This window comes from Flagellimonas alginilytica (assembly GCF_042134605.1).
In the GTDB taxonomy this organism is placed as follows: domain Bacteria; phylum Bacteroidota; class Bacteroidia; order Flavobacteriales; family Flavobacteriaceae; genus Flagellimonas; species Flagellimonas alginolytica.
The window spans coordinates 3,510,257-3,532,514 of sequence record NZ_CP169638.1 but is presented as its reverse complement, the minus strand read 5'-3'; the positions used below and the strand labels follow the sequence as shown (position 1 = coordinate 3,532,514).

The window sequence follows — 22,258 nt, the reverse complement described above, 5'->3', positions numbered from 1 at the left end:
AGCTGTGGCGTGGCTATTTCTTTTTAGCCTCGACCAAATCCAATTGGTCAACACTTACATTAGTGGTAAACATACCGTAATTTACAACGGCTTTGCCTTTTTCCAAAGTGTCAATGGTGCCCACTGCCTTGCCATCTAATAAACGGACACGATCGCCTACTTTGAACACGGGGCGGGGTTTGTTCTTTTCGGCCTGGATTTCCTTTTTCTTTTTTATTTTCTTTTCCACACGGACCTTCTTGATTTTTTGCTCCAGCTCTTGGGCCACTTGCTTCTTTTCTTCTTGTTGGGCCTTGGCCTTTTTGGCTGTGGTTTTTTTACGCTTGCTGTTCTCGGTTTCCACGATTCGGAGCATTTCCGATATCAATGGTCGTTTCTTTTTGTCAATAAAATATTTTTCGGCAGCTGTGTTTACTTTATTTCCCAATTGGATCATGCGCTGGTTGTGGTCGTACATTTCCTGGTAGCTCTCCAACTTGGATTTGATTTTGGAGTTTAATTGTTCCAAGCGCTCGGATTCCTCCCTGGCCTTAATTTCTTCTTCCTTTAATTTAGAGCCGGTTTCCACCATTTTGCTGCGTTCTTTTTGCAGCTTGGCAATAGTAGCATCAAAACGGACCTTGCCACGTTCAATTTTCTTTTTCGCCTTGTTGATCAGGGAGTAGGGGATGCCGTTCTTTTGCGCCACCTCGAAAGTGAAGGAGCTTCCTGCTTCTCCCAACACCAACTGAAAAGTAGGTTCCAAGGTTTTGGAGTTGAACAACATATTCGCATTGGTTGCATGGGGCAATTCGTTGGCCAAAGCCTTTAAATTGGCATAGTGAGTGGTGATAACGCCATAGGCTTCACGTTCGTAGAATACTTCCAAGAATGCTTCTGCCAAAGCCCCACCCAATTCAGGGTCGCTACCTGTACCGAACTCATCGATCAGGAACAAGGTTTTATCGTTGCATTTTCTTAGAAAATGATTCATGTTCTTAAGTCGATAACTGTAGGTACTTAAATGATTTTCAATGGATTGATTGTCTCCAATATCCGTTAATATCTTATCAAAAAAGCAAACTGAACTGCGCTCGTGTACAGGAATCAGCATACCGCTCTGGAGCATTACTTGAAGCAACCCGATTGTTTTAAGAGTGATACTTTTTCCACCTGCATTGGGGCCGGAAATTACGATAATTCGATTTTCTTGGTGCAGTTTTATGGTCTGCGGCCAGGTTTTTTCGTTTTTTCTTTTATTGGATAAAAACAGTAGTGGATGGTAGGCATCACGAAGGAACAATTCCCTTTCTTCGTTGACCTCGGGCAAAATGCCGTTCATCTCGTTGGCATATTTTGCCTTGGCTGCGGTGATATCCGTATTGGACAAATAGGTTTGATAGTCCATTAGTACATCCCGATAGGGCCTGATGGTATCCGTAAGCTGGTTCAGTATGCGCTGTACCTCTTCTGTTTCCTCAAACTCCAAATTACCAAGTTCCCTGGTGTAGGTTAGCGTGGCTTCTGGCACAATGTAAACGATACTCCCGGTTTTGGACGTACCCATTACGGTACCTTTCACTTTTTTTCGGTGCATGGCTTTTACCGCCAAAACCCGGCGGTTTTCCACTACGGACTCACGGATTTCATCCAGAAAATCCAAGGACTGATATCGTCCGAGGGCAGCCCCAAAACTCTGATTGATCTTACCGCGGACTTCGTTGATCTGGGTCCGAATGTGCCTCAGTTCAGTGGAGGCGGAATCTTTGATTTCCCCAAATTTGTCGATAACTTCATCGATGGCACCGGGAATGTCCAGCTGTAGCTCCAAAGCATCAATTTTTTCAAAAAGCAATGGGTAGTATTCCTTGAACTTTTTAAAGAATTTTTGATGGATCGCCACAGTTTTGCAGATGCCGCCAATTTTTCGGAACCCTGCAATCTCCAAGGTGCTGTTGTCTATCTTTAAAAGACCAAGTTCACTATTGATTTGGTCGAAGCCGTGGTTAGGAATACGGTTGTCGTTGGAAAAGGAAGCCAAATACTCCGAAGTTTCCCCCAGTACATGCATAAGTTCCTCTTTTTGTTTAAATGGAACTATGTTCAAGGCATCTGCTTTTCCCAGTTCCGTATTGCAGCGCAAGGCTATTTGGGTCAATACAGTTGGGAATTCTAAATCTTGAAGTGTTTTGGGGTGGATCTGTTGCATCTATTTCTTCTAGCATCGCAAAGATAGGATTTTGATGTGTTTTTAAAGGCACGCCCTTTGGCAAAAACAAGTTGGTTTGTGTACTTTTGATTGCAGCTTAATCCTTTACATAGATCTAAGTTAAAATTAGGGGCGACAATACCGTTATTTATATTATAGCTGGGGTGATATTGCTACATTTTGTGGTTGGAATCGGGTATTTGATCTATAAACTGACCAAAAAGAAGTAAAGTTACTACATGGACGTAAACATTGGGCCTAGTTGGAAAATTCAACTTCAAAAGGAGTTTGATAAACCTTATTTTAAGGAGTTGACCGGATTTGTAAAACAGGAATATCAGCAATACACTTGCTACCCAAAGGACCAAGAGATTTTTTCGGCTTTTAATCATTTTCCGTTTCACGAAACCAAGGTTGTTGTGATCGGTCAAGATCCTTATCATGGCCCCGATCAAGCCAATGGGCTGTGCTTTTCGGTCAAAGACGGGATTCCACATCCGCTATCTTTGATGAATATTTTTAAAGAGATCAATATGGATTTGGGCAAACCTTATCCAGAAAGTGGTAATCTGCAACGTTGGGCCGATCAAGGGGTTCTATTGTTGAACGCTACGCTTACAGTAAGGGCGCAACAGGCCGGAAGCCATCAAAAAAGAGGTTGGGAGCAATTTACCGATGCTGTTATTAAAACAGTTTCCAATGAGTTGGAAGGTGTTGTATTTTTACTTTGGGGTGGATTTGCCAAGAAAAAATCATCATTGATCGATACAACGAAGCATCACATTTTGACCTCCGGTCATCCATCGCCATTGAGCGCCAACCGTGGACTGTGGTTCGGCAATCAGCATTTCAGCAAAACAAATACATTATTGGCCCGAATGGGCAAAACGCCCATTGATTGGTAGGACGGTACTTTTGCCCAACTGGATCTTATTTCCAAAGAAAGGTTTTCGGCGATTTTACTTCGTCAATCAAGTTTAGATCAAATAGTCTGGATTGAACCTCATTTACGGTTTGTTCAGGCAATTGCTTTTGTCCCCAAGTGGTTTTGGAAAGCCATTCTTTTATGTCTTCCAGTTTTTGCCCGTATCTGTTGGACAATGTCCTGTCTATACTTGGAATTTGCTTAAATTCTGAAGTATAGGTGTTGATGATATCCAGAATATGAGCCAAGGCACCGGCGTTTTTGGAAATAAATGTGTCCGTGGCAGCGATCACAAAACAAGGCCAAGGGGTAGGGCAGTCGCCCAAACGCCTAAAGGTGCCATTGTCCACAAGTGGTTTTGTGGTAAAATGTTCCCACATAAAATAAGCGTTGGAACCATTTGATAGGTTTTCTACTGCTCCATCCAAATTATTGATGATTTCAAACTCCAGGTTTTCCGTATCCCAGCCACGGTCCTGTGCATGGATATAGGCCATTAAATGACTTCCACTTCCCATTCGGCTAATGGCAACTTTATCATCTTTAAGAGCTGTGACAGAATTTCGTTCACTGTTGGCATCCACATGAATGCCCCAAAGTAGGGGAGAGGATACATATTCTTGCACAATTTTTACGGGATTTCCCTGTGAAATACTTTTAATGACCCCTTCGGTGAGGATTACGCCAAGGTCCGCTTCGCCGTGTTGAAGCATTTGGGTCATTTTTCCGGTACCTTCGGGTATATCGGTCCACTCGAGTTGGATGCCCCTATCCTTAAAGGCATTGTCCTCGAGTGCCAGGTGCCATGGCAGGTTAAAATGTTCTGGAACCCCAATAATCTTTACTCTTTTCATTTGGCGATTTTTTTCATGGTTTGTTTCATAGGGTTCCGGTCGGTATATTTTAAAAAACTAAAGATATAAAATTATACCAGTTGACTTTTGACTATGCGCTCCAAGGTATATTGTATCAACTCATCTATGGTCTTTTTTCCATCCTTGGAAAACTCGCTTGTTGCCCTATTGGCAATTATGGCATTTAATGAAATAGCTCTATGTCCATGTAATTTGGCAATACCGTACATGGCAGCGGTTTCCATTTCCAGATTGGTGATCTTTAGGTTTTTATAGGTAAAGCCAGCAAGTTTTTCGTTAAAGTCAGGAATTGCCGGTTGTAGTCTTAATACTCTTCCTTGAGGTCCATAAAATCCTGAATTTGTTCCTGTTACACCTAATCGTATACGATTTGAACGCATTGCTTCACCTAATTTTTCATCAAAATCGACCACATACGGGTGTATATGGTAATCGTCCCATGACAAGTAATTGGTAAGATGAGATTCCAGTTCGGTGTTCCGAATATCCGTACTATCATAAAAGTGCATCAGGTTGTCAAAACCTATTCCTGCAGTACTCATCAAAAAAGAGTCAACGGGAATATCGGCTTGTAGTGAGCCAGATGTACCGACCCGTATAAAATTAAGCTGTTTCTTTTCTGATTTAATTTGTCTAGAAGTAAAATCTATGTTTACGAGTGCGTCGAGTTCATTAAAAACAATGTCGATATTGTCGGTACCGATGCCTGTGGAGATTACTGTAATCCGTTTACCGGAACAATATCCGGTATGTGTAACAAATTCGCGTTTACTCTTTTTTACTTCAATGGAATCAAAGTATTTGGAAACTTCATGGACTCGATTTTGATCGCCCACGGTAATTATGGTATGGGCAATGTCACCTGGGTGCAGGTTCAGGTGATAGATACTTCCATCAGGATTCAGAATAAGCTCTGAGTTGCCCAAAGATGAATCCATTTTGGTTACAATTTAAGAATGCGGTTTGTATCGGTATTGTATAAGAAGTTATACTTTAAGGAGCCTCCCAAATACATTTGATTATCACGTATTTCCGAATAATAATTAGTGTCCTGCTTTAAAACATCCAGTCCCTTTTTTGTAAGTTTTACCGGGTCAAAAGAACTAAAAAGCGGTTTTAGGGATAAAATCATTCGTTCGTACTGTGTATCACCAAAACCATAAAATCCTTGATTTGTCAACAACTCGCGCATCAATTCCTTTTTGGATTTAGGTTTTTGGCTCTTTGCGGTTTCCAAAATATGGTTCTCAAGGTCGTTCAATCCATTTTTAATGGTAGGGAATCGTTTAAGATGGGTTTTGAGGGCATCGGAGAGGTATTCGAATTGGAAATCGTTGTTGGCAATTTGATTCTCCAATCGGATAGGGTTGTCGCTACAATATAATTGCCAAATGTAGTCCGCATATTCAATGTCATCCTGGGTCAGCACCTTTCGATTATCGTAAAGCTCCAGTAATTTGTCATCGCTCAGTTCGTTAAGACCGTATAGTCTGCCGGAATTGTCTTCTTTGCCACTGCATACCAGAGATACTTCGGCATGTCTTCTATGAGTTTTTAGCCAGCTCAATACCGCCAGCATATTTATTTGACAAAAAAGATCGTATTCGAACCACAAAACAATTTGATCTTGTTGTTTATGGTTGCATAGAGATCTATATTCCTTTAAGGTTTTTTCAATAAACCAAGACTTGGAGACTTTGTAATTTTTATTGAGGAATTCGAACCTGGTTTTCCAGAACGATTCGCTCCCTACTGTGGAGAGTGTTTTGCCTTCGCAAAGCATTTCCCTCCATGTAATTACATCTCCTTTTAACTGTAAAGACTGTAGTTTGGATGTGAAACTGTCCCCGTTGGTTATGTGCAACAGTGATTTCATTTTCAGCTTTATTTTCGTTGGTTAGGAATAATAAAAGTAAGACTTAAAGCAACAACACAAAAATTTTTTAAAAAAACATTGGTGTCCCCGGGTTGCTTGGTCATAAATAAAACCTCTTTATTCTTTTACTGGATGGTTGAACATCATCCACCGACACGTTTTACCGAAAACCCATTTTCCTTTAGGAAATCCATTATTTTATCCCTGTAATCCCCTTGTATGATTATGGTTTCGTTCTTAAAACTGCCGCCAACCCCTAAAAAAGTTTTTAGGTCTTTGGTCAATTTTTTAAAGTCACTGTTGGCTCCATTGTACCCTTCAATAATGGTTAAGGGCTTGCCTTTGCGTTTTTCATATTTGCAGATAACAGGTTCATCCTGCAGCCAATATGGCGATTTTCCCTGTTCTTTATCGGGTTCTTCTTCTGGAACGTGGTCTGGAAATAGGTTTTTTAATTGGTCTCCCAGGTCCATATTTATTTCTTTATCAGTCCTAAATCGATTAATCTCTCGTGCAAAAACTCTCCCGCAGTGATGTCATCAAATGCTTTCGGGTGCTCTTCGTCGATGCAATTTTCCAAACAATTTAAAGGCATATCGCTCACTGGATGCATAAAAAATGGAATGGAATAGCGCGAAGTGCCCCAAAGTTCCCTTGGTGGGTTTACTACCTGGTGAATAGTGGATTTTAGCTTATTGTTGGACAATCTGGACAGCATGTCCCCGACATTGATCATCAACTGGTCGGGTTTGGCAATGGCATCCACCCAATTGCCTTGGTGATCTTTTACTTGAAGCCCCTTGCCATGGGCGCCCATCAACAAAGTAATAAGATTAATGTCCCCATGGGCCGCAGCTCTTACCGCATTCTTGGGTTCTTCGGTAATAGGAGGGTAGTGTATGGGTCTCAAAATGGAATTGCCATTTTTAATGTAATCATCAAAGTAGTTTTCCTCTAGCCCTAGGTGCAATGCCAGGGCACGCAACACATATTTTGCTGTTTTTTCCAGCATTTGGTATGTTTCTTTACCAACACTGTTAAATTTGGGCAGTTCTTTGACCGTTACATTATCCGGATATTCAGCTTTTAGTTTTGGGTTGTCCTCAACGTATTGGCCAAAATGCCAAAACTCTTTAAGATCGCCTTCCTTTTTCCCCTTGGCGTGTTCTTTTCCGAAGGAAGTGTAGCCTCTTTGCCCCCCAATGCCCTCTATCTCGTATGTGTCTTTAACTTCTTGTGGTAGCTCAAAGAATTTTTTAATCTCGGAATAAAGACTTTCGACCAGTTCATCGGATAAAAAATGTCCGCCCAAGGCAACAAAACCGATATCCTCGAAAGCGGCACCAATTTCTTTCACAAATTTATCCTTTCGTTCTGGATCGCCCGAAACAAAATCTTTCAGGTCCACGCTTGGTATAGCACTCATAATATCATCTTTGGAATAATATCAAAAATAGGAAATTCTGCTTTAGGATTTTCTTTTCTTAAGAGTTTGAACGGCTTTTTACTACATTTACCGAACAGAATTTTATTGTATGAGATATCATGTGGGCAACTTGGAAGAACATAAGTTGCTGGATTTGTACAAAGGTATGCTGAAGCCTAGAATGATAGAGGAAAAGATGCTGATTTTACTTAGGCAGGGCAAAATTTCAAAATGGTTTAGCGGTATGGGCCAAGAGGCCATTTCTGTAGGGGTTACACAAGCTCTTAAGGAAAACGAGTACATTTTGCCCATGCACCGAAATCTAGGGGTCTTTACCTCGCGCAACATCCCGTTGAACCGACTTTTTTCCCAATGGCAAGGCAAGCAGAACGGATTTACACAAGGTAGGGACCGAAGTTTCCATTTTGGAACCCAAGAATATAAAATCGTGGGGATGATCTCCCATTTGGGCCCACAATTAGGTGTTGCCGATGGAATTGCATTGGCCGATATGCTAAGGAGAAAAAAGCGGGTAACGGCTGTTTTTACAGGAGAGGGGGCGACCAGCGAAGGGGATTTTCACGAAGCGTTGAACGTAGCCTCCGTTTGGAATTTACCTGTGTTGTTCTGTATCGAGAACAACGGTTATGGCCTGTCCACACCCACAAACGAACAATATAATTGCGAGCACCTTGCGGATAGGGCCAAAGGATATGGCATAGAGTCCAGGATCATCGACGGAAACAACATTTTGGAGGTCTTTACCAAAGTTGATGAGCTTTGCAGGGCAATTCGCAAAAGACCGAGACCTGTATTGTTGGAGTTTAAGACATTTAGGATGCGGGGGCACGAAGAGGCCAGTGGCACCAAATACGTTCCGGATAAATTAATGAAAGAATGGGGAGAGAAAGACCCTATTTCCAATTACGAAAGCTTTTTGTTGGAGGAAGGTGTACTGACCAACGAAATGATCGAGACATTAAAAACTGAGATTACCGAGGAAATCAACTCTAATCTTCAGTTGGCTTTTGATGAACCGGCCGTGACCTGTAGTGAAAGTAAGGAGTTAAGAGAAGTATATCAAGAATTTGATTATCAAGACATTGTTCCTCAAAAAAATGCAACTGAAGAAATCCGGTTCGTAGATGCAATTTCCCAAGGCCTGGAACAATCCATGTACAGGCACAACGAATTGATTATAATGGGGCAGGACGTTGCCGATTATGGCGGAGTTTTTAAAATTACCGAGGGTTTTGTGTCCAAGTTTGGAAAACGAAGGGTTAGAAATACGCCTATTTGCGAGTCTGCTATAGTATCTGCTGCGATGGGCCTGTCCATAAACGGGATGAAAGCCGTAATGGAAATGCAGTTTGCCGATTTTGTTAGTTCAGGATTCAATCCCATTGTCAATTACTTGGCCAAGGTGCATTATCGTTGGAACGAAAATGCCGATGTAGTGGTAAGAATGCCATGTGGTGGTGGTGTCGGAGCAGGCCCGTTCCATTCTCAGACCAACGAGGCCTGGTTTACCAAAACACCGGGGTTAAAGGTGGTGTACCCGGCATTTCCGGTCGATGCCAAAGGCTTGCTCAATACCGCAATTAACGACCCCAACCCAGTTCTATTTTTTGAGCATAAGGGATTGTACCGTAGTGTAAAGGGCGAAGTCCCTACGGATTATTACACGCTCCCGTTTGGTAAAGCAAATATTTTGAAGAAAGGAAATGCAATTTCCATTGTTACTTATGGTGCCGGTGTGCACTGGGCTTTGGAAACGTTGGAAAACCACCCGGAGATCAACGCCGACCTGATAGATTTGAGAACCTTACAGCCGTTGGATACAGATACCATTTACGAGTCCGTGAGAAAAACGGGTAAATTGATAATTTTGCAAGAAGATACCTTATTTGGAGGGGTGGCAAGTGACATTTCCGCCATGGTCATGGAAAATTGTTTTAAATACCTCGATGCCCCGGTAAAAAGGGTGGGAAGTTTGGAAACACCGGTACCTTTTGCCAAACCGCTCGAAGAGAATTATCTGCCAAAGAAAAGATTTGAAACAGAATTAATTGAGCTGTATCAATATTAATATGAGTGGTTTACCTATTTTTTTAATACTTTAACAACTGTAAATACGTCCCCAATCGTATATTTTTTGAACATTAACTTAATACTTATGATGAAACGATCACTATTATTAATTGCCGTGATGGGGCTTTTGCTCACATCATGTTCCGTTTCCAAGAGCGCGAGAACACAAAGAAATTTGTTCAGTGGAACTTGGAACTTGGACAACGTTTACTACGAAAACAATTCAGGTAACTTTAAATCCACCATCTTTAACGATGCAGAGGATATCTGCTTTGAGGATAGCGAGTGGTTTTTTAGGGATAACAACAGTACTGGCCGCTACACGATCAAGCAAAGTTCGCTTTGCCAAGGCGGTGACCGCTTTTTTAGATGGTCCGTTGTAGAGCCCCAACAAAATTACCAAAGCCAATTGCAATTTAAGTTTATCGACGAAAAACGAAAGGATATATCTGGAGGATACGGATACCGTTTGAACATCGTTGATCTAACGGAACAATCCATGACACTTAAATCCAATGTGTCCGTTGATGGTCAGCCTGTAACCGTAGTTTATGAATTCTCAAAAAAATAATTACATGAAAAATATACTATTAAAAAGTGCAACGGCTTTTTTGGCCCTGACACTAATCATTAGTTGTGATGCCGTTAAAAATGCCAACAATACCCAAAAAGGTGCTGCGATCGGTGCAGGAGGCGGAGCTGTGATCGGCGGAATTATAGGAAACAATGTAGGAAAAGGAAATACCGCCCTGGGCGCCATTATCGGAGCCGTTGTGGGTGGGGCGGCCGGTGGCTATATAGGTAATCGTATGGATCGCCAGGCAGAACAAATCGAAGAGGAAATCCCTGGTGCCGAGGTACAAAGGGTAGGAGAGGGCATCAATGTTACCTTTAGTGGGGAGAATGGTGTTTATTTCGACACTAACAAATCCGACATTAAAGGCGCTTCTGCTGCAACTTTGGATAAATTGGCGGGAATTTTTAAAGAATATCCTAAAACCAATATTCTAATTGAGGGGCACACCGATAGCGATGGCGCGGCCGAATACAATATGGGCCTATCTCAGCGCCGGGCACAATCCGTAACCAGCTATTTAGTTTCCAAAGGAATTTCCAGTGGTCGCTTTACCACGAAATGGTATGGCGAAGAACAGCCTATAGAATCCAACGAAACTGCCGCAGGAAAAGCGGCCAACAGACGAGTGGAGCTTGCTATTATAGCGAGTGATGAGCTAAAACAGGAAGCCTACGAGAAGACCGAAAACTAGGATTCATCTTTTATAACACATCAAGGTCCGGTACTATATCGGACCTTTTTTTGTTTACGGATGTTAAATAAACCATTAAATGTGGGTTAAACTAGCACAATTTGAAAGAAATTATGTAAATTATCTAGGTAAAAGGTTAAAAATGAAACCCTTGAGTTGCCATGGAAAGTAAAGCACCAAAAAGTATTCAAGATCAGCAAGAAATGTTGCTGTTGAGGGTTGAAAGAAACGATAGAATGGTTCAACGGCTTTCCCAAAAATTAAATTCTTATACCTATGAACCAAAATGTCCACAGCGGTTCGAAAAATTCCATGAACTAAAAGATGGCATCCATAATTTTAGAAAGCATCAAAAAAGCCTGATGCAAAAAGTGCAGCAAAAGAAGAACGATCTCTCCCATGGTCTGGAAAAGGAAATAAGGGTTCATTTAGATCGCTTCAAAAAATTGGAAAGCGATTTTGCATCCTATTTGTTCAGCCTTGACCGACCTTTATAATACTTAAGATCCTTTTTTACGTTTATTTTGTTTGGAAGTACTTCTTTACACCATAAACATGCGTAATATTGCAGGACGGTAAAACTGTCGTGGAATGGGAAAATCATCAAACTCTGCATTGGTCGTATTGGCTTTTTTTGCCATCTATGTAATATGGGGGTCGACCTATTTGCTGAACAAGATTGCGGTATTGGAACTAGCTCCGTTTATGTTGGCCAGTTGCAGGTTCACGTTGGCAGGCCTATTTATTTTTCTTTTGGCCAAAATAATGGGTATCTCTCTTCGGATTACCAAAAAGCAAGCACTAAACACTATAATTGCCGGAATACTTTTTTTAAGTGTGGGCAACGGTCTTGTGGTTTGGGCGTTGCGTTATGTGGATACCGGTTTTGCGGCCTTGGAAATTTCTTCCCAACCTCTGATCATACTTTTAATGATGCGAGTTTTGCAGGGTAAAAAAATTCAACCCATGTCTGTAGTGGGGGTGGTCTTGGGGATAATTGGCATTTATTTGTTGGTAAGCCAAAAAGAGATCATTACTCAAGAAGAATCGATTTTGGGCATGATGATGATTTTCTTTTGTATGGTCTGCTGGGCCTATGCCAGTCTTTTTGTGGCCAAAGCGGATTTACCGAGCAATTACTTTGTAAATACCGGCTACCAGATGTTTTTTGCAGGCCTTATTCTTAGTTTAATGAGCATGGCCTTTGGTGAGGAGTGGTCCTCTCCATTGGTTTGGAGTACAGAAGTGCAGATTTCCATGGTACTGCTCATTATTTTTGGAAGTATTGTCGCATTTACCTCTTTCAATTATTTGTTAAAGACGGTTTCTCCCGAAAAAGTGGCTACCTCCACCTATGTTAACCCCATTGTTGCCTTACTATTGGGCTGGTATTTTTTGGATGAGAAGATTACACTGCAATCGGTAGCTGCGGCCGCCATTCTTTTAACAGGAGTATATTTCATCAACACCAAAAAAACCTTGGCCATATTTGAGCGGTTCAAACGTTAACGCACCGTTATTTCTTTCGGATTTGATGTCAATATTTTGTATTTTATCGGTAACAATGCTGAAAACGATGAAACCATTACAAAAATTCATACTTTATTCGCTGTTATTGTCTTTGGTGGCTTGTGCCTCTTCGCAAAACAAAGCTACACCGGAACAAGTATCGGCACTGGAAGAAATGGTCGCAAACAAGCATTTTGAAATCAGGGCGCTCTGGGCGCAACCATTGGTCACGCAAAGTATGAACAGTATCGCAAATGCAGGCTTGTTGCCTCCGGGCAGCACTGCAAACCGCATTGAAATTACAGGTGCTGCAAATTATTTTAAAATGGTAGGGGACAGTGTTATGGCCGATCTGCCCTTTTTTGGAGAACGTAGAGTGGGAGGTGGCTACAATCAAAATAAGGGAGGTATTGTTTTTGAAGGCATTCCTAGGGACTTGACCATAGTTCCAACAAAAAAGGATAATGGGAAAACCATCCGTTTTTCAATCAATGGTGATTCCGAAGGGTATCAGGTAATTGCCCAATTATACTCTAACGGTACCGCCAGGCTCAATATTTCCAGTACCCATCGGACCAATATGTGGTTTCAGGGGGATCTTGTCCCATTCAAAGAGGAATAAACGGTTTATCAAAAAAAGTAATGCGCCGTGACGCATGGTTTTCTTCATTTTGTTTTAGCTTTATCAATTCAAAACCACAACACTTAAAAAATCACTATGAAAATGTACGCGCTGACCTTTAGGTCATTATGTTTGCTCACATTTGCGATTACTACGCTTTCCTGCAATGGAAAAAAAGAAAACAAAGACAAAGAAACTTCCGAAGAGATTACCGAGAACACAGAAGAATCTAATGGCGATTTACCCTTGGAAAGGCTGAATCTTCCCGAGGGCTTTAATATCGAGTTATATGCAGAAAACCTCGAGGGAGCGCGCTCCATGGCCATGGGGGCCGATGGCACCTTGTTCGTGGGAACGCGTAACGAGGGAGTGGTGTATGCATTGAAGGACACCGATGGTGATTATAAAGCGGACAAGACCTACACTATTGCCTCCGATTTGGAGCAGCCCAATGGTGTGGCTTTCAAGGATGGTGATCTGTATGTGGCCGCAGTAAGCAGACTCTTCAAGTTTTCTGATATAGAAACACAATTGGAAAACCCTTCGGAACCAGAATTGATCTATGATGATTATCCAACGGAGTTCCATCACGGTTGGAAATATATTGCATTTGGACCAGACGATAAACTCTACGTGCCGGTTGGCGCGCCCTGTAATATTTGCGATAGTGCAACGGTAGATAAACGCTATGCTTCCATAACACGAATGAATCCCGATGGGAGCAACCGGGAGATAGTGGCACATGGTGTGCGAAATACGGTTGGCTTTACGTGGCACCCGGATACCAAAGAGTTATGGTTTACCGATAACGGACGGGATATGATGGGAGACGATATTCCTCCCGGTGAGTTGAACAAGCTTACCGAAACCGGGCAACATTTTGGCTATCCGTTCTGCCATGGGGGAACCGTAAAAGATCCCGAGTTCGGCGATCAACGACCTTGTTCCGATTTTGTACCTCCTGTTCAACCTTTGGATGCGCATGTAGCCGCTTTGGGCGTAAAATTTGGGAAAGGACCCATGTTCCCGGAGTCGTATCAAGGACATGCTTTTCTGGCAGAGCACGGCTCATGGAACCGCTCGTCTAAAATTGGCTATCGGGTAACTTTGGTAAAATTGGAAAATGGCAAGGCAATAAGTTATACTCCTTTTATCGATGGTTGGTTAAACGAAGAAACCCAAGAGGCATTTGGTAGACCGGTGGACCTGTTGTTTTTGGAAGATGGCTCGCTGTTAATTTCGGACGATTATGGAAATGCCATATATAGGGTTACCTATAAAGGTTAGGGCAATAATATCATAAATTTAAAAGGTACTTGGGAATGGTCAATTCGTTCATTTTCCAAGTACTTTTTTTTTGGTCTTTGCTCACCACTTCAACAAAATAGTAATTAATACCGCCCTCAATTTTGGAGACCAAATGTTCTATGGTAAAAGTGGAGCCTTCGTGGTGGAAAAGATACTGTGTAATTCTTTTGTTTGGGTTTTTGGTGACCTGCCCGTTCCTAAGGATCAATTGGGGCCTGCCCAAAATGCTTCTCTTATTGTGCCAGCATAGGTAGCGGAATTCTCCGGTACGGAGCCTATCGATCCTTACAGTGAACTGCTCATCGCCAAAATAGGCCAGTATACGATCAAGTGATGGGTCGCTCCAAAAAATAGCTGCGTAGGTTTAAAATGATTTGGAATTAGTGGTAACGGCAAAACAGGGCATTATATTACACCCTGTGTCTGGATCCCCAATGGGCACCGGCCAACCAACCGATCATAAAAATAATAATTCCGGCCATGATCAAACAAAAGATCTGTAAGGCATTTATAGTTTCGAGTGTAGTCATATTCCCGTTTTTTTAGCAAGCTACACGTTGTGCAATTATTTTACGCAACCAATTGACGAATGTAGGTTTTTAATTGATGAATACTGCATTTGAATATACGGATAGCTGTTCTTTGCACTTAAAAATTCCGGAAAAGGAAAATTGTCCATTCACTGGCGAACTCTGTCCATTTTTTAAGCCTCTTCATTACCGGAACTTTGTCTCATCAAAATTTAAGTTTAATCAGTTAAAGAAAAATAGAATGAAAAATTTAATGCGAACACTTAGCGTGTTTATGATCACCATTTCGGGACTACATGCCCAATTGCCAGAACCCGGTTTTGTAATCGATGGCTCTACCGCCATTGTGATCACCGATCCACAAAACGATTTCCTTAGCCCGGACGGAGTGGCTTGGGGGGCCGTAGGGCAAAGTGTAAAGGAAAACAACACTATCGAGAACTTGGAGACCATGTTCAAATTGGGAGAAAAGTATAACATTCCTGTGTTTATTTCTCCCCATTACTACTACGAGCACGATCACCAATGGAAATTCGAAGGAACCCTGGAAAAGTTGATGCACAACATTACCATGTTCGATCGTGGAGATCAATTGAACGTAAAAGGATTTGAAGGCTCTGGCGCCGACTGGTTGCCACGGTACAAAAAATACATTAACAAGGATAGGGTAGTGGTTACCGGTCCCCATAAAGTGTTCGGTTCCGAATCCAACGATTTGGCCCTACAGCTAAGAAAACAAGGGGTGGACAAGGTGATCTTGGCCGGAATGTCCGGTAACCTTTGTGCAGAATCGCACATGAGGGAGTTGGTGGAAAACGGTTTCGAAGTAGCTGTTGTTGGCGATGCCACAGCTTCTGCCAAGCTACCTGGGTTGGATGGCGACCAAGCTGCTCAGACCAATTATAAAATGATCTCCAGTAAGGTGTTTACCACGGACGAATTAGTGAAAGAACTTAAAATGCACGGCATAAAGTAAGACTTAAGTGTTTGTGATGTTGCAGTAGGTTGACAAGGGGTTCGATGTAGATCGGGCCCCTTGTTTTTTTGACGGTCAAGTAGTTAACCCATGTAAAAATGTCCGAGAAGGATATCCAAGGAGGTAGTTTTCGTCAACCTGAACTTGTTTCAGGTTCTCATAATGATTTGCTCAAAACCATGATGGGATTCTGAAATGAATTCAGAATGACGCATCTCAATGTTTTTGCCTGATATTCAATGCTTTCAATTTCCAAAGGGAAAATTGTCCAAGGACTGGCGAAATCTGTCCATTTTATACTAGCTATCATCAACGCACCTTTGTATCGTCAATAAAGACAAAGCATTTACGAATTTAAAAAACAGAAAATTATGACACGTTTACAAGCATTAGATCCAAAGGAAGCAACCGGAAGATCAAAAGAATTATTTGAAGGTATCCAATCCAAATTGGGAATGGTTCCCAATATGATGAAAACCATGGGGAACTCCTCTGTGGTATTGGAAAGTTACCTAAACCTTAGCGACACATTGGGGAAAGGCTCTTTGGGCGGAAAATTGGGCGAATTATTGGCCTTGTCCGTAGCAGAGTCCAACGCCTGTAACTACTGCCTTTCCGCACATTCTTTTATAGGTGAAAAATTGGTAGGGATAGACACAGATACCCTACAGGCCGCAAGGGGTGGTGAAAACGGGGACGCAAAAATCGAGGCAGCGCTTCAATTTGCCAAAACCTTGATCGCTAAGAACGGACGGGTTTCTGCAGAAGATGTGGCAGCTGTTAAAGATGCCGGATATACTGATGGCGCCATCGGCGAGATCGTTGCCCATGTAGCCTTGAACATTTTTACCAATTATTTTAACAATACGGCCAATACCGATATCGATTTCCCAGTAGTGGAAGCTGCAACGGTATAACCGATTATTACAACTTAAAATCAAAAACAGATGAAAACATTTAGAAATCTATTGCTTGTGGCATTCACATTGTTTGCAGCCATAAGTGTACAGGCCCAGACCCCACCGGTAGACGATAACGGTCTTGCCATTGGTGGGTACGATGTAGTCTCCTACTTTTCCGGAGAAGCCAAAAAAGGAAGCAAGAGTTATGCGGTAAAGCACCAAGGGGCTACCTATTATTTTGCCAGCAAGGCAAATCAGAATGCCTTTAAAAAATCGCCCAAGAACTATTTGCCCCAATTCGATGGGTATTGTGCGTGGGGCGTAGGTGCCAAAGACGCCAAGTTTCCCATCAATCCGGAAACCTATACGGTGATCGATGGAAAATTGTACCTGTTCTTTAACGGACCCTTTAACGGAGAGCCCTTTAATACGTACCAAGATTGGGCACAACGCACCACCGAGCTTAAAAAAGCGGCGCATGCCAAATGGCCCAAAGTAAAAAATAGCAAGTAGGTTTTAATTGCCTGAGAGGGGTGGGGTCGTAAAGGTCCTGCCCTTTTTCAATCTAAAAGACACGATTATGGAAACAGAAAAGAAATATCCGTTGCCTCCCTTTACCGAGGCTACCGCAAAGGAAAAAGTACAATTGGCCGAAGATGCCTGGAATAGCCAGAACCCGGAAAAAGTGAGCAAGGCCTACACCGTGGATACCGAATGGCGCAACCGTTCCCAATTTGTGAACGGACGAGAAGAGGTGGTTGCCTTTTTGACCGAAAAGTGGCAAAAAGAAAAAAATTACAAACTACGAAAGGAACTATGGGCCTTTACCGACAATAAGATTGCAGTTCGTTTTGAATACGAATACCAAAATGCCGAAGGAGCGTGGATACGCGCGTACGGGAACGAAAATTGGGAGTTCAACGAGCACGGGCTTATGCAAAAACGCTATGCCAGCATCAACGATCTGCCGATAACCGAATCGGAGAGAAGACTTTAATTTCAGAGGTCAGATATAAGATTTCTAATTACTCAAAACTAAAACTGACCATTGATAATTGACAACTGTTTATTGAACATTGATATGGACATCTACAACACCAACACACTTATTAACGAACAGACCGGGAACTTGGCCTTTAAACTCTCCGAATTTGATAATAGCTGTCAGTTTTGCGATACCCATCGGTTCAATTACTATTCCCTGATCTGGATAAAAAAGGGGAGGGGCACCGCCCAAGTGGATTTTGCGGAATATCCCTTTACCCCGAACACGCTTTTTGCCGTAACGCCCTATCAACCCTTTACCTTTACCGAAGAAGTACCTCTGGAGGGCGTGGTTTTGAATTTTCACCCCGATTTTTTCTGCATTCACAAGCACCACGAACAAGTGGCCTGCAACGGAATCCTTTTTAACAATATCTATAGCCCGCCCATGCTCTGTGTTACGGACGATATGAAAAACGAACTGGAACGCATAATAGAGCAGATGTATGCCGAAGTACAAAAATCCGAATTGGCACAGTACGAACTGTTGGTATCCTATCTTAAAATATTTTTGATATCCGCCTCCCGCGCCAAGGCCAAGCAACAGCCCGAAGCCTTGGAGGGCAGCACCGACGAAAAAGAGCCCTTTATTTTACAAAAGCTCAAAAACCTGATAGAGACCCATTACAAGACCATGCACTCCGCCGGTGAATATGCCGATCTGCTGAACATTAGCCCCAAGGCACTGGCCAAAATGACCAAGAACCATTTTAACAAGACCATGACCAACCTGATCAGCGAGCGGATCATAATAGAGGCCAAGCGCGAGCTGTACCTTACCAACAAAACCGTAAAGGAGATTGCCTACGACCTGGGGTACGACGATGAGCACTACTTTAGCCGATTTTTTAAGAACAATGCGGACATATCCCCCAAAACCTATCGCGAAACGGTGGGCTTTGCCCGTGCTGCCTCTGCGTAAAACCTATTTATGAAAGCCCATATAGTTCACCAGACCTTACCGTTGCCCTTTGGGCAGGTGTACAAAACCTTGAAACAACGTATCGTGGACCACGGCTTTATACTGCTGCACGAAATAGACACCCAGGCCATTGTGGCCAAACACGGGGTAAGCATAGCGCCATTGCGGCAATTGCTCTTTTTTCACCCGAAATATATTGCGGAGATCATGGCGAACGATCCTTTGGCCATAAACGATATTCCCCTAAAACTGGTACTGCACCAACTGGATGAGACCACCACCCAACTGAGTTTTAAAAACCCGGTGGGCAGCCTACAGGATTATGGCTTGGACCCTGCCATGGCAGCGGAACTGTTGGAACGGGTAAAGAGAATAGTCGACAACTAGTATTTGTATAGTAAAAAAACCGCCTCGCAGTACGCTGTATGGGGCGGTTATATACTTAGTTTTTGGAATGTTAGAGAAAGCCTTTTAGGGCTTTTTTGTTTTGATGAATTATTTTGTAATAGTTTGCTTGTTAATTTTTTATATTTTTAGAGATTAAGTGCTTCGTTTTTAAAAAAATTTCCTGTTTATCCAATTTGGAAATTACCATAACTTGAGCTAAGCCATATTAATTTATTACTCAAAAACCAATATTAACATGCAAGACTGGGGAGAAATCTCAGAAATTTTCGAAAAAATAAGTGCTGATGCATTCAATAAGGAATTAAAAAATGAATCTGAAGCTCAGACAAGATTTGATGTAATTGATAGAATAATTAAGGAGGTTTTGCAATGGGGGCATGGGCAAATAAGTGTTGAGCCTCATTCTTCTGGTAAAAGAAATGGATTTATCGATTATAAATTAATAGCTGGTGATGTTAAAATCATTATTGAAGCAAAGAAAGTTGGTGCTGCTTTTCCCTCACCAACTAAGGCAAAAAAGTTAAAACTGGATGGGGTTGTTTTGGGAACAGGTGAAATAGCTGAAGCCTTAAAACAAGCGGAGGATTATGCGATAAATGAAAACGCAAATATTGTTATGGTCACGAATGGAGATTGTTGGTGTTTCTATCCTATAGATGATAAAGGTAGAAAAGATGTTGTTTATGCTACATTGTTATTTCCATTTAAAGATACTTCGGACGCTGAAACTCTTTTCAACTTTTTTGCAGTTGGTAATGTCGAGAATGAAAGTCTTAGATCGCTTACCATTGATAACCCTATTCAAATAAATAACCGATTAAATACAATTGTCGATAATTCTGATTATAGAGTTGGCAGGAACAACATTGCTGACTATGTGATGCCTGCCTTGGATAAAGCAACCTTGTCTGAAGAGTTGTTTTCTAATGAGGAAGTACTTGAAAAATGTTATGTCTCTACAGATGCAAGGACAAAGTTTGACAAAACCTTGAATATGCATTTAGCACAATACAAACCCGAATTTATTAAGCCTGCAACTAAAATTTCTAGAAAGAAAAAAGAAGATGAGTTAGCTAAAGAAATTCAAAAAGGTATTAATAGTACTGTTTCATTACCTGTAACTTTAATAATTGGTTCAGTCGGTTCAGGTAAATCAACTTATTTAAAACATTTTGAATTAATAAAAGGCAAGGAACTACTTGACACTAATTCTGCTCACTGGATCTATTTGGATATGGAAAAGATGGGTAAATCTGGCAATCCTCGAAGCTTTATATATCGTCAACTAAAATCTTTTCTTATCGAAGAACACCCTTCTAATCCAATTGATTTCAATAATGTAATTAAGCCTGCATATCAAGAAGAGTTTGATAATTTGGCACGGGGGCCATATGCACTTCTTGCGAAGGATAAAGATAAGTTTGAACAGAAAAATCTGAACTAATTGATGCAGATTATCAAGCGACCGAACCTTATGTAAATAAAATATTTAAATATTTATCTTCAATAAGATTGTGTGTGATTGTTATAGACAATGTTGATTTATATGAAGATGATGAATTGGAAACACAGGTGTTTTCAGAGGCAATTTCCATTTCCAAAGAAATTAATTGCCATATTTTAGTTTCCATAAGGGATACAACATTTATAAAACATAAGAACGATTCTATTTTTAATGCTTATGAATTAAAGAAATTATGGATTAACCCACCATCTTTCAATGAAATCTTATCAAGAAGATTGAATTATTCAAAATTAATATTGAAAGGTAAGAATGTGGATATTGAGTTGCCTAATGATATAATCTTAAAAGTGGATGATCTTAGTATATTTTTTTCAATTGTTCAGGAAAGCCTACTAAATGAGGAGAACGGGAAACTATTAGGTTATTTAAGTGATAGAAACCCTAGAAAGGGAATAAATTTTGTTCGAAACTTTCTTGCATCAGGTCACATTCAGGCCGATAAAGCCATAAAAAACTATATTAACGGAGAAACGAACTGGGTTTTTCCTTATCATGAAGTTTTCAAAGGAAGTATACTAGGCTCATGGAAGTATTTTAAGGAAAAGCGAGCAGATGCTTTAAATTTATTTGATTCAAAATTAGGTAGCAATAACCTGCAACTTATCAGATTATATATTTTGAAATTTTTGCATGTAAAATCTTCTTATGGTAATTCAGAAGTACCTTTAACAGATATTGTAGAGACCATTTCTATGCTTGGTGTATCGGAAGATATGATTTTAAGAGTTTTGGATTTATTAAAGAAAAATTCTTTAGTACATTCAAATGATGAAGACTTAAATATAAACTGTTTATATAATTTGACTTTATCAGGAGGGTATTATGTGACAATCTTGCCAACTAAAATAGTGTACTTAGAAACAATAATGTACGATACTAATATTTTTGACAAAGAATCATGGGAAGAATTAAAAATACTAACCTTGGAGATTGAAAACAATTATGATATGGTACAAAGACTGGAAATTAGGGAAGAGAGAATGGAAGTGTTTATGGATTATCTAGAAAAAATGGAAACGACAGTCTTAAACTCTACTAAATTATTGGAGCTTGCGTGTATAATTGATTACAAAAAATCTGTTTTGAAAAACTTTAATAAGGTTATTAATAAAGTTCGAATAAGAAACAGAAAATAATAATTCTCATATCCCCCCAATCTCCTTTAAGCCCAACCCCGTATGCTTTTTAATGTCTTCATCGGACATTCCACTGGCCTTTAAAGACTTCGCAATACTAATTGCTTTTTCTTTTTCGGCCCTTTTTTTCTCGGTATCAATTTTAAATTGCTCCAGTTCCTGCTTTTCGGGCCCCATAATTTCAAAAAGACCACTTTTCTTCAGTTCGTCCATAACGCCTTGGTCGGCAAAACTGGTGTATTGGGTCTCGGTGATCACCAAATGGTCGAGCACCTCCACTTTGATCAATTTCCCCACTTTTAGCATGTGGTCGGTAAAGGTAATATCGGCATCGGTAACCTCGTGCGTGCCGCTGGGGTGGTTGTGCACCAAGATCAGTTTACTGGCCAGTTTGTAGATCGCCATGCGGAACACATCGGGCGGGTCGGCATTTACACGGTTGCTGGCGCCCAGACCTATCAGTTCCACAAACAATATTTTGTTGTTGTGGTTGAGCCCCACCACCCAAAAATGCTCTTGGTTGCGGCGTATCTTGTTTTCGCGGAGCAAAACCTGTTGCATGATCGCATATATGTCCGCAGAGTTGAGCACTTGTATCTTTTGATCTTTGGTAAGCCGTACGTTCATGGTAGGTGTTTATAATTTTTGGGTAGGGGAAAGGTAGTCCATGCCCGGGAGAAAAACAAAAATGCGATTTGGGCATAAAAAACCGCTCCAAACTATGTTC

Annotated in this window: 24 protein-coding genes; 16 read left to right on the top strand and 8 right to left on the bottom strand. The window is 41.2% G+C overall.

The window, feature by feature from the left end; genetic code table 11:
- Window positions 1-13 precede the first annotated feature (13 nt).
- Window positions 14-2,188 (bottom strand): DNA mismatch repair protein MutS, encoded by a 2,175-nt coding sequence (locus tag ABTP35_RS15935; RefSeq protein WP_293295173.1) that lies wholly within the window; start codon window positions 2,186-2,188, stop codon window positions 14-16.
- A gap of 239 nt (window positions 2,189-2,427) precedes the next feature.
- Here ABTP35_RS15935 and ABTP35_RS15930 point away from each other — a divergent pair, with 239 nt between their 5' ends.
- Window positions 2,428-3,093, top strand: coding sequence for a uracil-DNA glycosylase (locus ABTP35_RS15930; RefSeq protein WP_293295174.1), 666 nt, complete (start codon window positions 2,428-2,430; stop codon window positions 3,091-3,093).
- 25 nt (window positions 3,094-3,118) lie between these two features.
- Here ABTP35_RS15930 and ABTP35_RS15925 read toward each other — a convergent pair whose 3' ends face one another.
- From ABTP35_RS15925 to ABTP35_RS15905, 5 genes are all read right to left on the bottom strand, one after another.
- Window positions 3,119-3,967, bottom strand: coding sequence for a substrate-binding domain-containing protein (locus tag ABTP35_RS15925; protein WP_293295175.1), 849 nt, complete (start codon window positions 3,965-3,967; stop codon window positions 3,119-3,121).
- Window positions 3,968-4,038: 71 nt separating this feature from the next.
- The gene (locus tag ABTP35_RS15920) at window positions 4,039-4,926 is read right to left on the bottom strand and encodes a nucleoside phosphorylase (RefSeq protein ID WP_293295176.1); all 888 of its coding nucleotides are present in this window, start codon (window positions 4,924-4,926) and stop codon (window positions 4,039-4,041) included.
- A gap of 5 nt (window positions 4,927-4,931) precedes the next feature.
- A complete protein-coding gene (locus ABTP35_RS15915) occupies window positions 4,932-5,864 on the bottom strand; it encodes a DUF1835 domain-containing protein (protein WP_224836859.1) in 933 nt (310 codons plus the stop codon).
- 143 nt (window positions 5,865-6,007) lie between these two features.
- Window positions 6,008-6,337 carry a translation initiation factor gene (locus tag ABTP35_RS15910; RefSeq protein WP_293295177.1) on the bottom strand — a complete coding sequence of 110 codons (330 nt, stop codon included), beginning with the start codon at window positions 6,335-6,337 and terminating at the stop codon, window positions 6,008-6,010.
- Between the two features lie 2 nt (window positions 6,338-6,339).
- A complete protein-coding gene (locus tag ABTP35_RS15905) occupies window positions 6,340-7,290 on the bottom strand; it encodes a 2-oxoglutarate and iron-dependent oxygenase domain-containing protein (RefSeq protein WP_293295178.1) in 951 nt (316 codons plus the stop codon).
- A gap of 109 nt (window positions 7,291-7,399) precedes the next feature.
- On the opposite strand from ABTP35_RS15905, the gene ABTP35_RS15900 reads away from it, so the two are divergent.
- From ABTP35_RS15900 to ABTP35_RS15870, 7 genes are all read left to right on the top strand, one after another.
- Window positions 7,400-9,379, top strand: coding sequence for a dehydrogenase E1 component subunit alpha/beta (locus ABTP35_RS15900; RefSeq protein WP_293295179.1), 1,980 nt, complete (start codon window positions 7,400-7,402; stop codon window positions 9,377-9,379).
- Between the two features lie 87 nt (window positions 9,380-9,466).
- Window positions 9,467-9,952 carry a lipocalin family protein gene (locus tag ABTP35_RS15895; RefSeq protein ID WP_293295180.1) on the top strand — a complete coding sequence of 162 codons (486 nt, stop codon included), beginning with the start codon at window positions 9,467-9,469 and terminating at the stop codon, window positions 9,950-9,952.
- Between the two features lie 4 nt (window positions 9,953-9,956).
- Window positions 9,957-10,649, top strand: coding sequence for an OmpA family protein (locus tag ABTP35_RS15890; RefSeq protein ID WP_224836864.1), 693 nt, complete (start codon window positions 9,957-9,959; stop codon window positions 10,647-10,649).
- Between the two features lie 161 nt (window positions 10,650-10,810).
- Window positions 10,811-11,146, top strand: a complete 336-nt coding sequence (locus ABTP35_RS15885; protein ID WP_293295181.1) for a hypothetical protein — start codon at window positions 10,811-10,813, stop codon at window positions 11,144-11,146.
- A gap of 94 nt (window positions 11,147-11,240) precedes the next feature.
- A complete protein-coding gene (locus tag ABTP35_RS15880) occupies window positions 11,241-12,158 on the top strand; it encodes an EamA family transporter (protein WP_224836866.1) in 918 nt (305 codons plus the stop codon).
- A 67-nt stretch (window positions 12,159-12,225) separates the two neighbouring features.
- On the top strand, window positions 12,226-12,780 hold the full coding sequence (locus ABTP35_RS15875) for a DUF4251 domain-containing protein (RefSeq protein ID WP_293295182.1): 555 nt from the start codon (window positions 12,226-12,228) through the stop codon (window positions 12,778-12,780).
- Window positions 12,781-12,876: 96 nt separating this feature from the next.
- Complete coding sequence (locus tag ABTP35_RS15870; RefSeq protein WP_293295183.1) at window positions 12,877-14,067, top strand: sorbosone dehydrogenase family protein; 1,191 nt, start codon at window positions 12,877-12,879, stop codon at window positions 14,065-14,067.
- A gap of 10 nt (window positions 14,068-14,077) precedes the next feature.
- Here ABTP35_RS15870 and ABTP35_RS15865 read toward each other — a convergent pair whose 3' ends face one another.
- Window positions 14,078-14,311 (bottom strand): hypothetical protein, encoded by a 234-nt coding sequence (locus tag ABTP35_RS15865; protein ID WP_293295184.1) that lies wholly within the window; start codon window positions 14,309-14,311, stop codon window positions 14,078-14,080.
- 548 nt (window positions 14,312-14,859) lie between these two features.
- On the opposite strand from ABTP35_RS15865, the gene ABTP35_RS15860 reads away from it, so the two are divergent.
- From ABTP35_RS15860 to ABTP35_RS15825, 8 genes are all read left to right on the top strand, one after another.
- Window positions 14,860-15,594, top strand: a complete 735-nt coding sequence (locus tag ABTP35_RS15860) for a cysteine hydrolase (RefSeq protein WP_293295185.1) — start codon at window positions 14,860-14,862, stop codon at window positions 15,592-15,594.
- A 371-nt stretch (window positions 15,595-15,965) separates the two neighbouring features.
- Window positions 15,966-16,511, top strand: a complete 546-nt coding sequence (locus ABTP35_RS15855) for a carboxymuconolactone decarboxylase family protein (protein ID WP_224836871.1) — start codon at window positions 15,966-15,968, stop codon at window positions 16,509-16,511.
- Between the two features lie 30 nt (window positions 16,512-16,541).
- Window positions 16,542-17,009, top strand: a complete 468-nt coding sequence (locus ABTP35_RS15850) for a YHS domain-containing (seleno)protein (protein ID WP_293295186.1) — start codon at window positions 16,542-16,544, stop codon at window positions 17,007-17,009.
- A 67-nt stretch (window positions 17,010-17,076) separates the two neighbouring features.
- Window positions 17,077-17,493 carry a nuclear transport factor 2 family protein gene (locus ABTP35_RS15845; protein WP_293295187.1) on the top strand — a complete coding sequence of 139 codons (417 nt, stop codon included), beginning with the start codon at window positions 17,077-17,079 and terminating at the stop codon, window positions 17,491-17,493.
- 51 nt (window positions 17,494-17,544) lie between these two features.
- The gene (locus ABTP35_RS15840; RefSeq protein ID WP_293295188.1) at window positions 17,545-18,462 is read left to right on the top strand and encodes a helix-turn-helix domain-containing protein; all 918 of its coding nucleotides are present in this window, start codon (window positions 17,545-17,547) and stop codon (window positions 18,460-18,462) included.
- A gap of 9 nt (window positions 18,463-18,471) precedes the next feature.
- Window positions 18,472-18,849 carry a DUF302 domain-containing protein gene (locus ABTP35_RS15835; RefSeq protein WP_293295189.1) on the top strand — a complete coding sequence of 126 codons (378 nt, stop codon included), beginning with the start codon at window positions 18,472-18,474 and terminating at the stop codon, window positions 18,847-18,849.
- 256 nt (window positions 18,850-19,105) lie between these two features.
- Window positions 19,106-20,314, top strand: coding sequence for a hypothetical protein (locus ABTP35_RS15830; protein WP_293295190.1), 1,209 nt, complete (start codon window positions 19,106-19,108; stop codon window positions 20,312-20,314).
- Between the two features lie 74 nt (window positions 20,315-20,388).
- Window positions 20,389-21,531 carry a hypothetical protein gene (locus ABTP35_RS15825; RefSeq protein ID WP_375334311.1) on the top strand — a complete coding sequence of 381 codons (1,143 nt, stop codon included), beginning with the start codon at window positions 20,389-20,391 and terminating at the stop codon, window positions 21,529-21,531.
- Window positions 21,532-21,537: 6 nt separating this feature from the next.
- Here the strand turns inward: ABTP35_RS15825 and ABTP35_RS15820 are convergent, their stop codons facing one another.
- Window positions 21,538-22,158, bottom strand: coding sequence for a JAB domain-containing protein (locus ABTP35_RS15820; RefSeq protein WP_293295192.1), 621 nt, complete (start codon window positions 22,156-22,158; stop codon window positions 21,538-21,540).
- Between the last annotated feature and the right edge of the window lie 100 nt (window positions 22,159-22,258).

Coding starts and splice junctions, on each gene's coding strand:
- ABTP35_RS15935 (WP_293295173.1), bottom strand. CDS start 2,188: ATGCAACAGATCCACCCCAAAACACTTCAAGATTTAGAATTCCCAACT.
- ABTP35_RS15930 (WP_293295174.1), top strand. CDS start 2,428: ATGGACGTAAACATTGGGCCTAGTTGGAAAATTCAACTTCAAAAGGAG.
- ABTP35_RS15925 (WP_293295175.1), bottom strand. CDS start 3,967: ATGAAAAGAGTAAAGATTATTGGGGTTCCAGAACATTTTAACCTGCCA.
- ABTP35_RS15920 (WP_293295176.1), bottom strand. CDS start 4,926: ATGGATTCATCTTTGGGCAACTCAGAGCTTATTCTGAATCCTGATGGA.
- ABTP35_RS15915 (WP_224836859.1), bottom strand. CDS start 5,864: ATGAAATCACTGTTGCACATAACCAACGGGGACAGTTTCACATCCAAA.
- ABTP35_RS15910 (WP_293295177.1), bottom strand. CDS start 6,337: ATGGACCTGGGAGACCAATTAAAAAACCTATTTCCAGACCACGTTCCA.
- ABTP35_RS15905 (WP_293295178.1), bottom strand. CDS start 7,290: ATGAGTGCTATACCAAGCGTGGACCTGAAAGATTTTGTTTCGGGCGAT.
- ABTP35_RS15900 (WP_293295179.1), top strand. CDS start 7,400: ATGAGATATCATGTGGGCAACTTGGAAGAACATAAGTTGCTGGATTTG.
- ABTP35_RS15895 (WP_293295180.1), top strand. CDS start 9,467: ATGATGAAACGATCACTATTATTAATTGCCGTGATGGGGCTTTTGCTC.
- ABTP35_RS15890 (WP_224836864.1), top strand. CDS start 9,957: ATGAAAAATATACTATTAAAAAGTGCAACGGCTTTTTTGGCCCTGACA.
- ABTP35_RS15885 (WP_293295181.1), top strand. CDS start 10,811: ATGGAAAGTAAAGCACCAAAAAGTATTCAAGATCAGCAAGAAATGTTG.
- ABTP35_RS15880 (WP_224836866.1), top strand. CDS start 11,241: ATGGGAAAATCATCAAACTCTGCATTGGTCGTATTGGCTTTTTTTGCC.
- ABTP35_RS15875 (WP_293295182.1), top strand. CDS start 12,226: ATGAAACCATTACAAAAATTCATACTTTATTCGCTGTTATTGTCTTTG.
- ABTP35_RS15870 (WP_293295183.1), top strand. CDS start 12,877: ATGAAAATGTACGCGCTGACCTTTAGGTCATTATGTTTGCTCACATTT.
- ABTP35_RS15860 (WP_293295185.1), top strand. CDS start 14,860: ATGAAAAATTTAATGCGAACACTTAGCGTGTTTATGATCACCATTTCG.
- ABTP35_RS15855 (WP_224836871.1), top strand. CDS start 15,966: ATGACACGTTTACAAGCATTAGATCCAAAGGAAGCAACCGGAAGATCA.
- ABTP35_RS15850 (WP_293295186.1), top strand. CDS start 16,542: ATGAAAACATTTAGAAATCTATTGCTTGTGGCATTCACATTGTTTGCA.
- ABTP35_RS15845 (WP_293295187.1), top strand. CDS start 17,077: ATGGAAACAGAAAAGAAATATCCGTTGCCTCCCTTTACCGAGGCTACC.
- ABTP35_RS15835 (WP_293295189.1), top strand. CDS start 18,472: ATGAAAGCCCATATAGTTCACCAGACCTTACCGTTGCCCTTTGGGCAG.
- ABTP35_RS15830 (WP_293295190.1), top strand. CDS start 19,106: ATGCAAGACTGGGGAGAAATCTCAGAAATTTTCGAAAAAATAAGTGCT.
- ABTP35_RS15820 (WP_293295192.1), bottom strand. CDS start 22,158: ATGAACGTACGGCTTACCAAAGATCAAAAGATACAAGTGCTCAACTCT.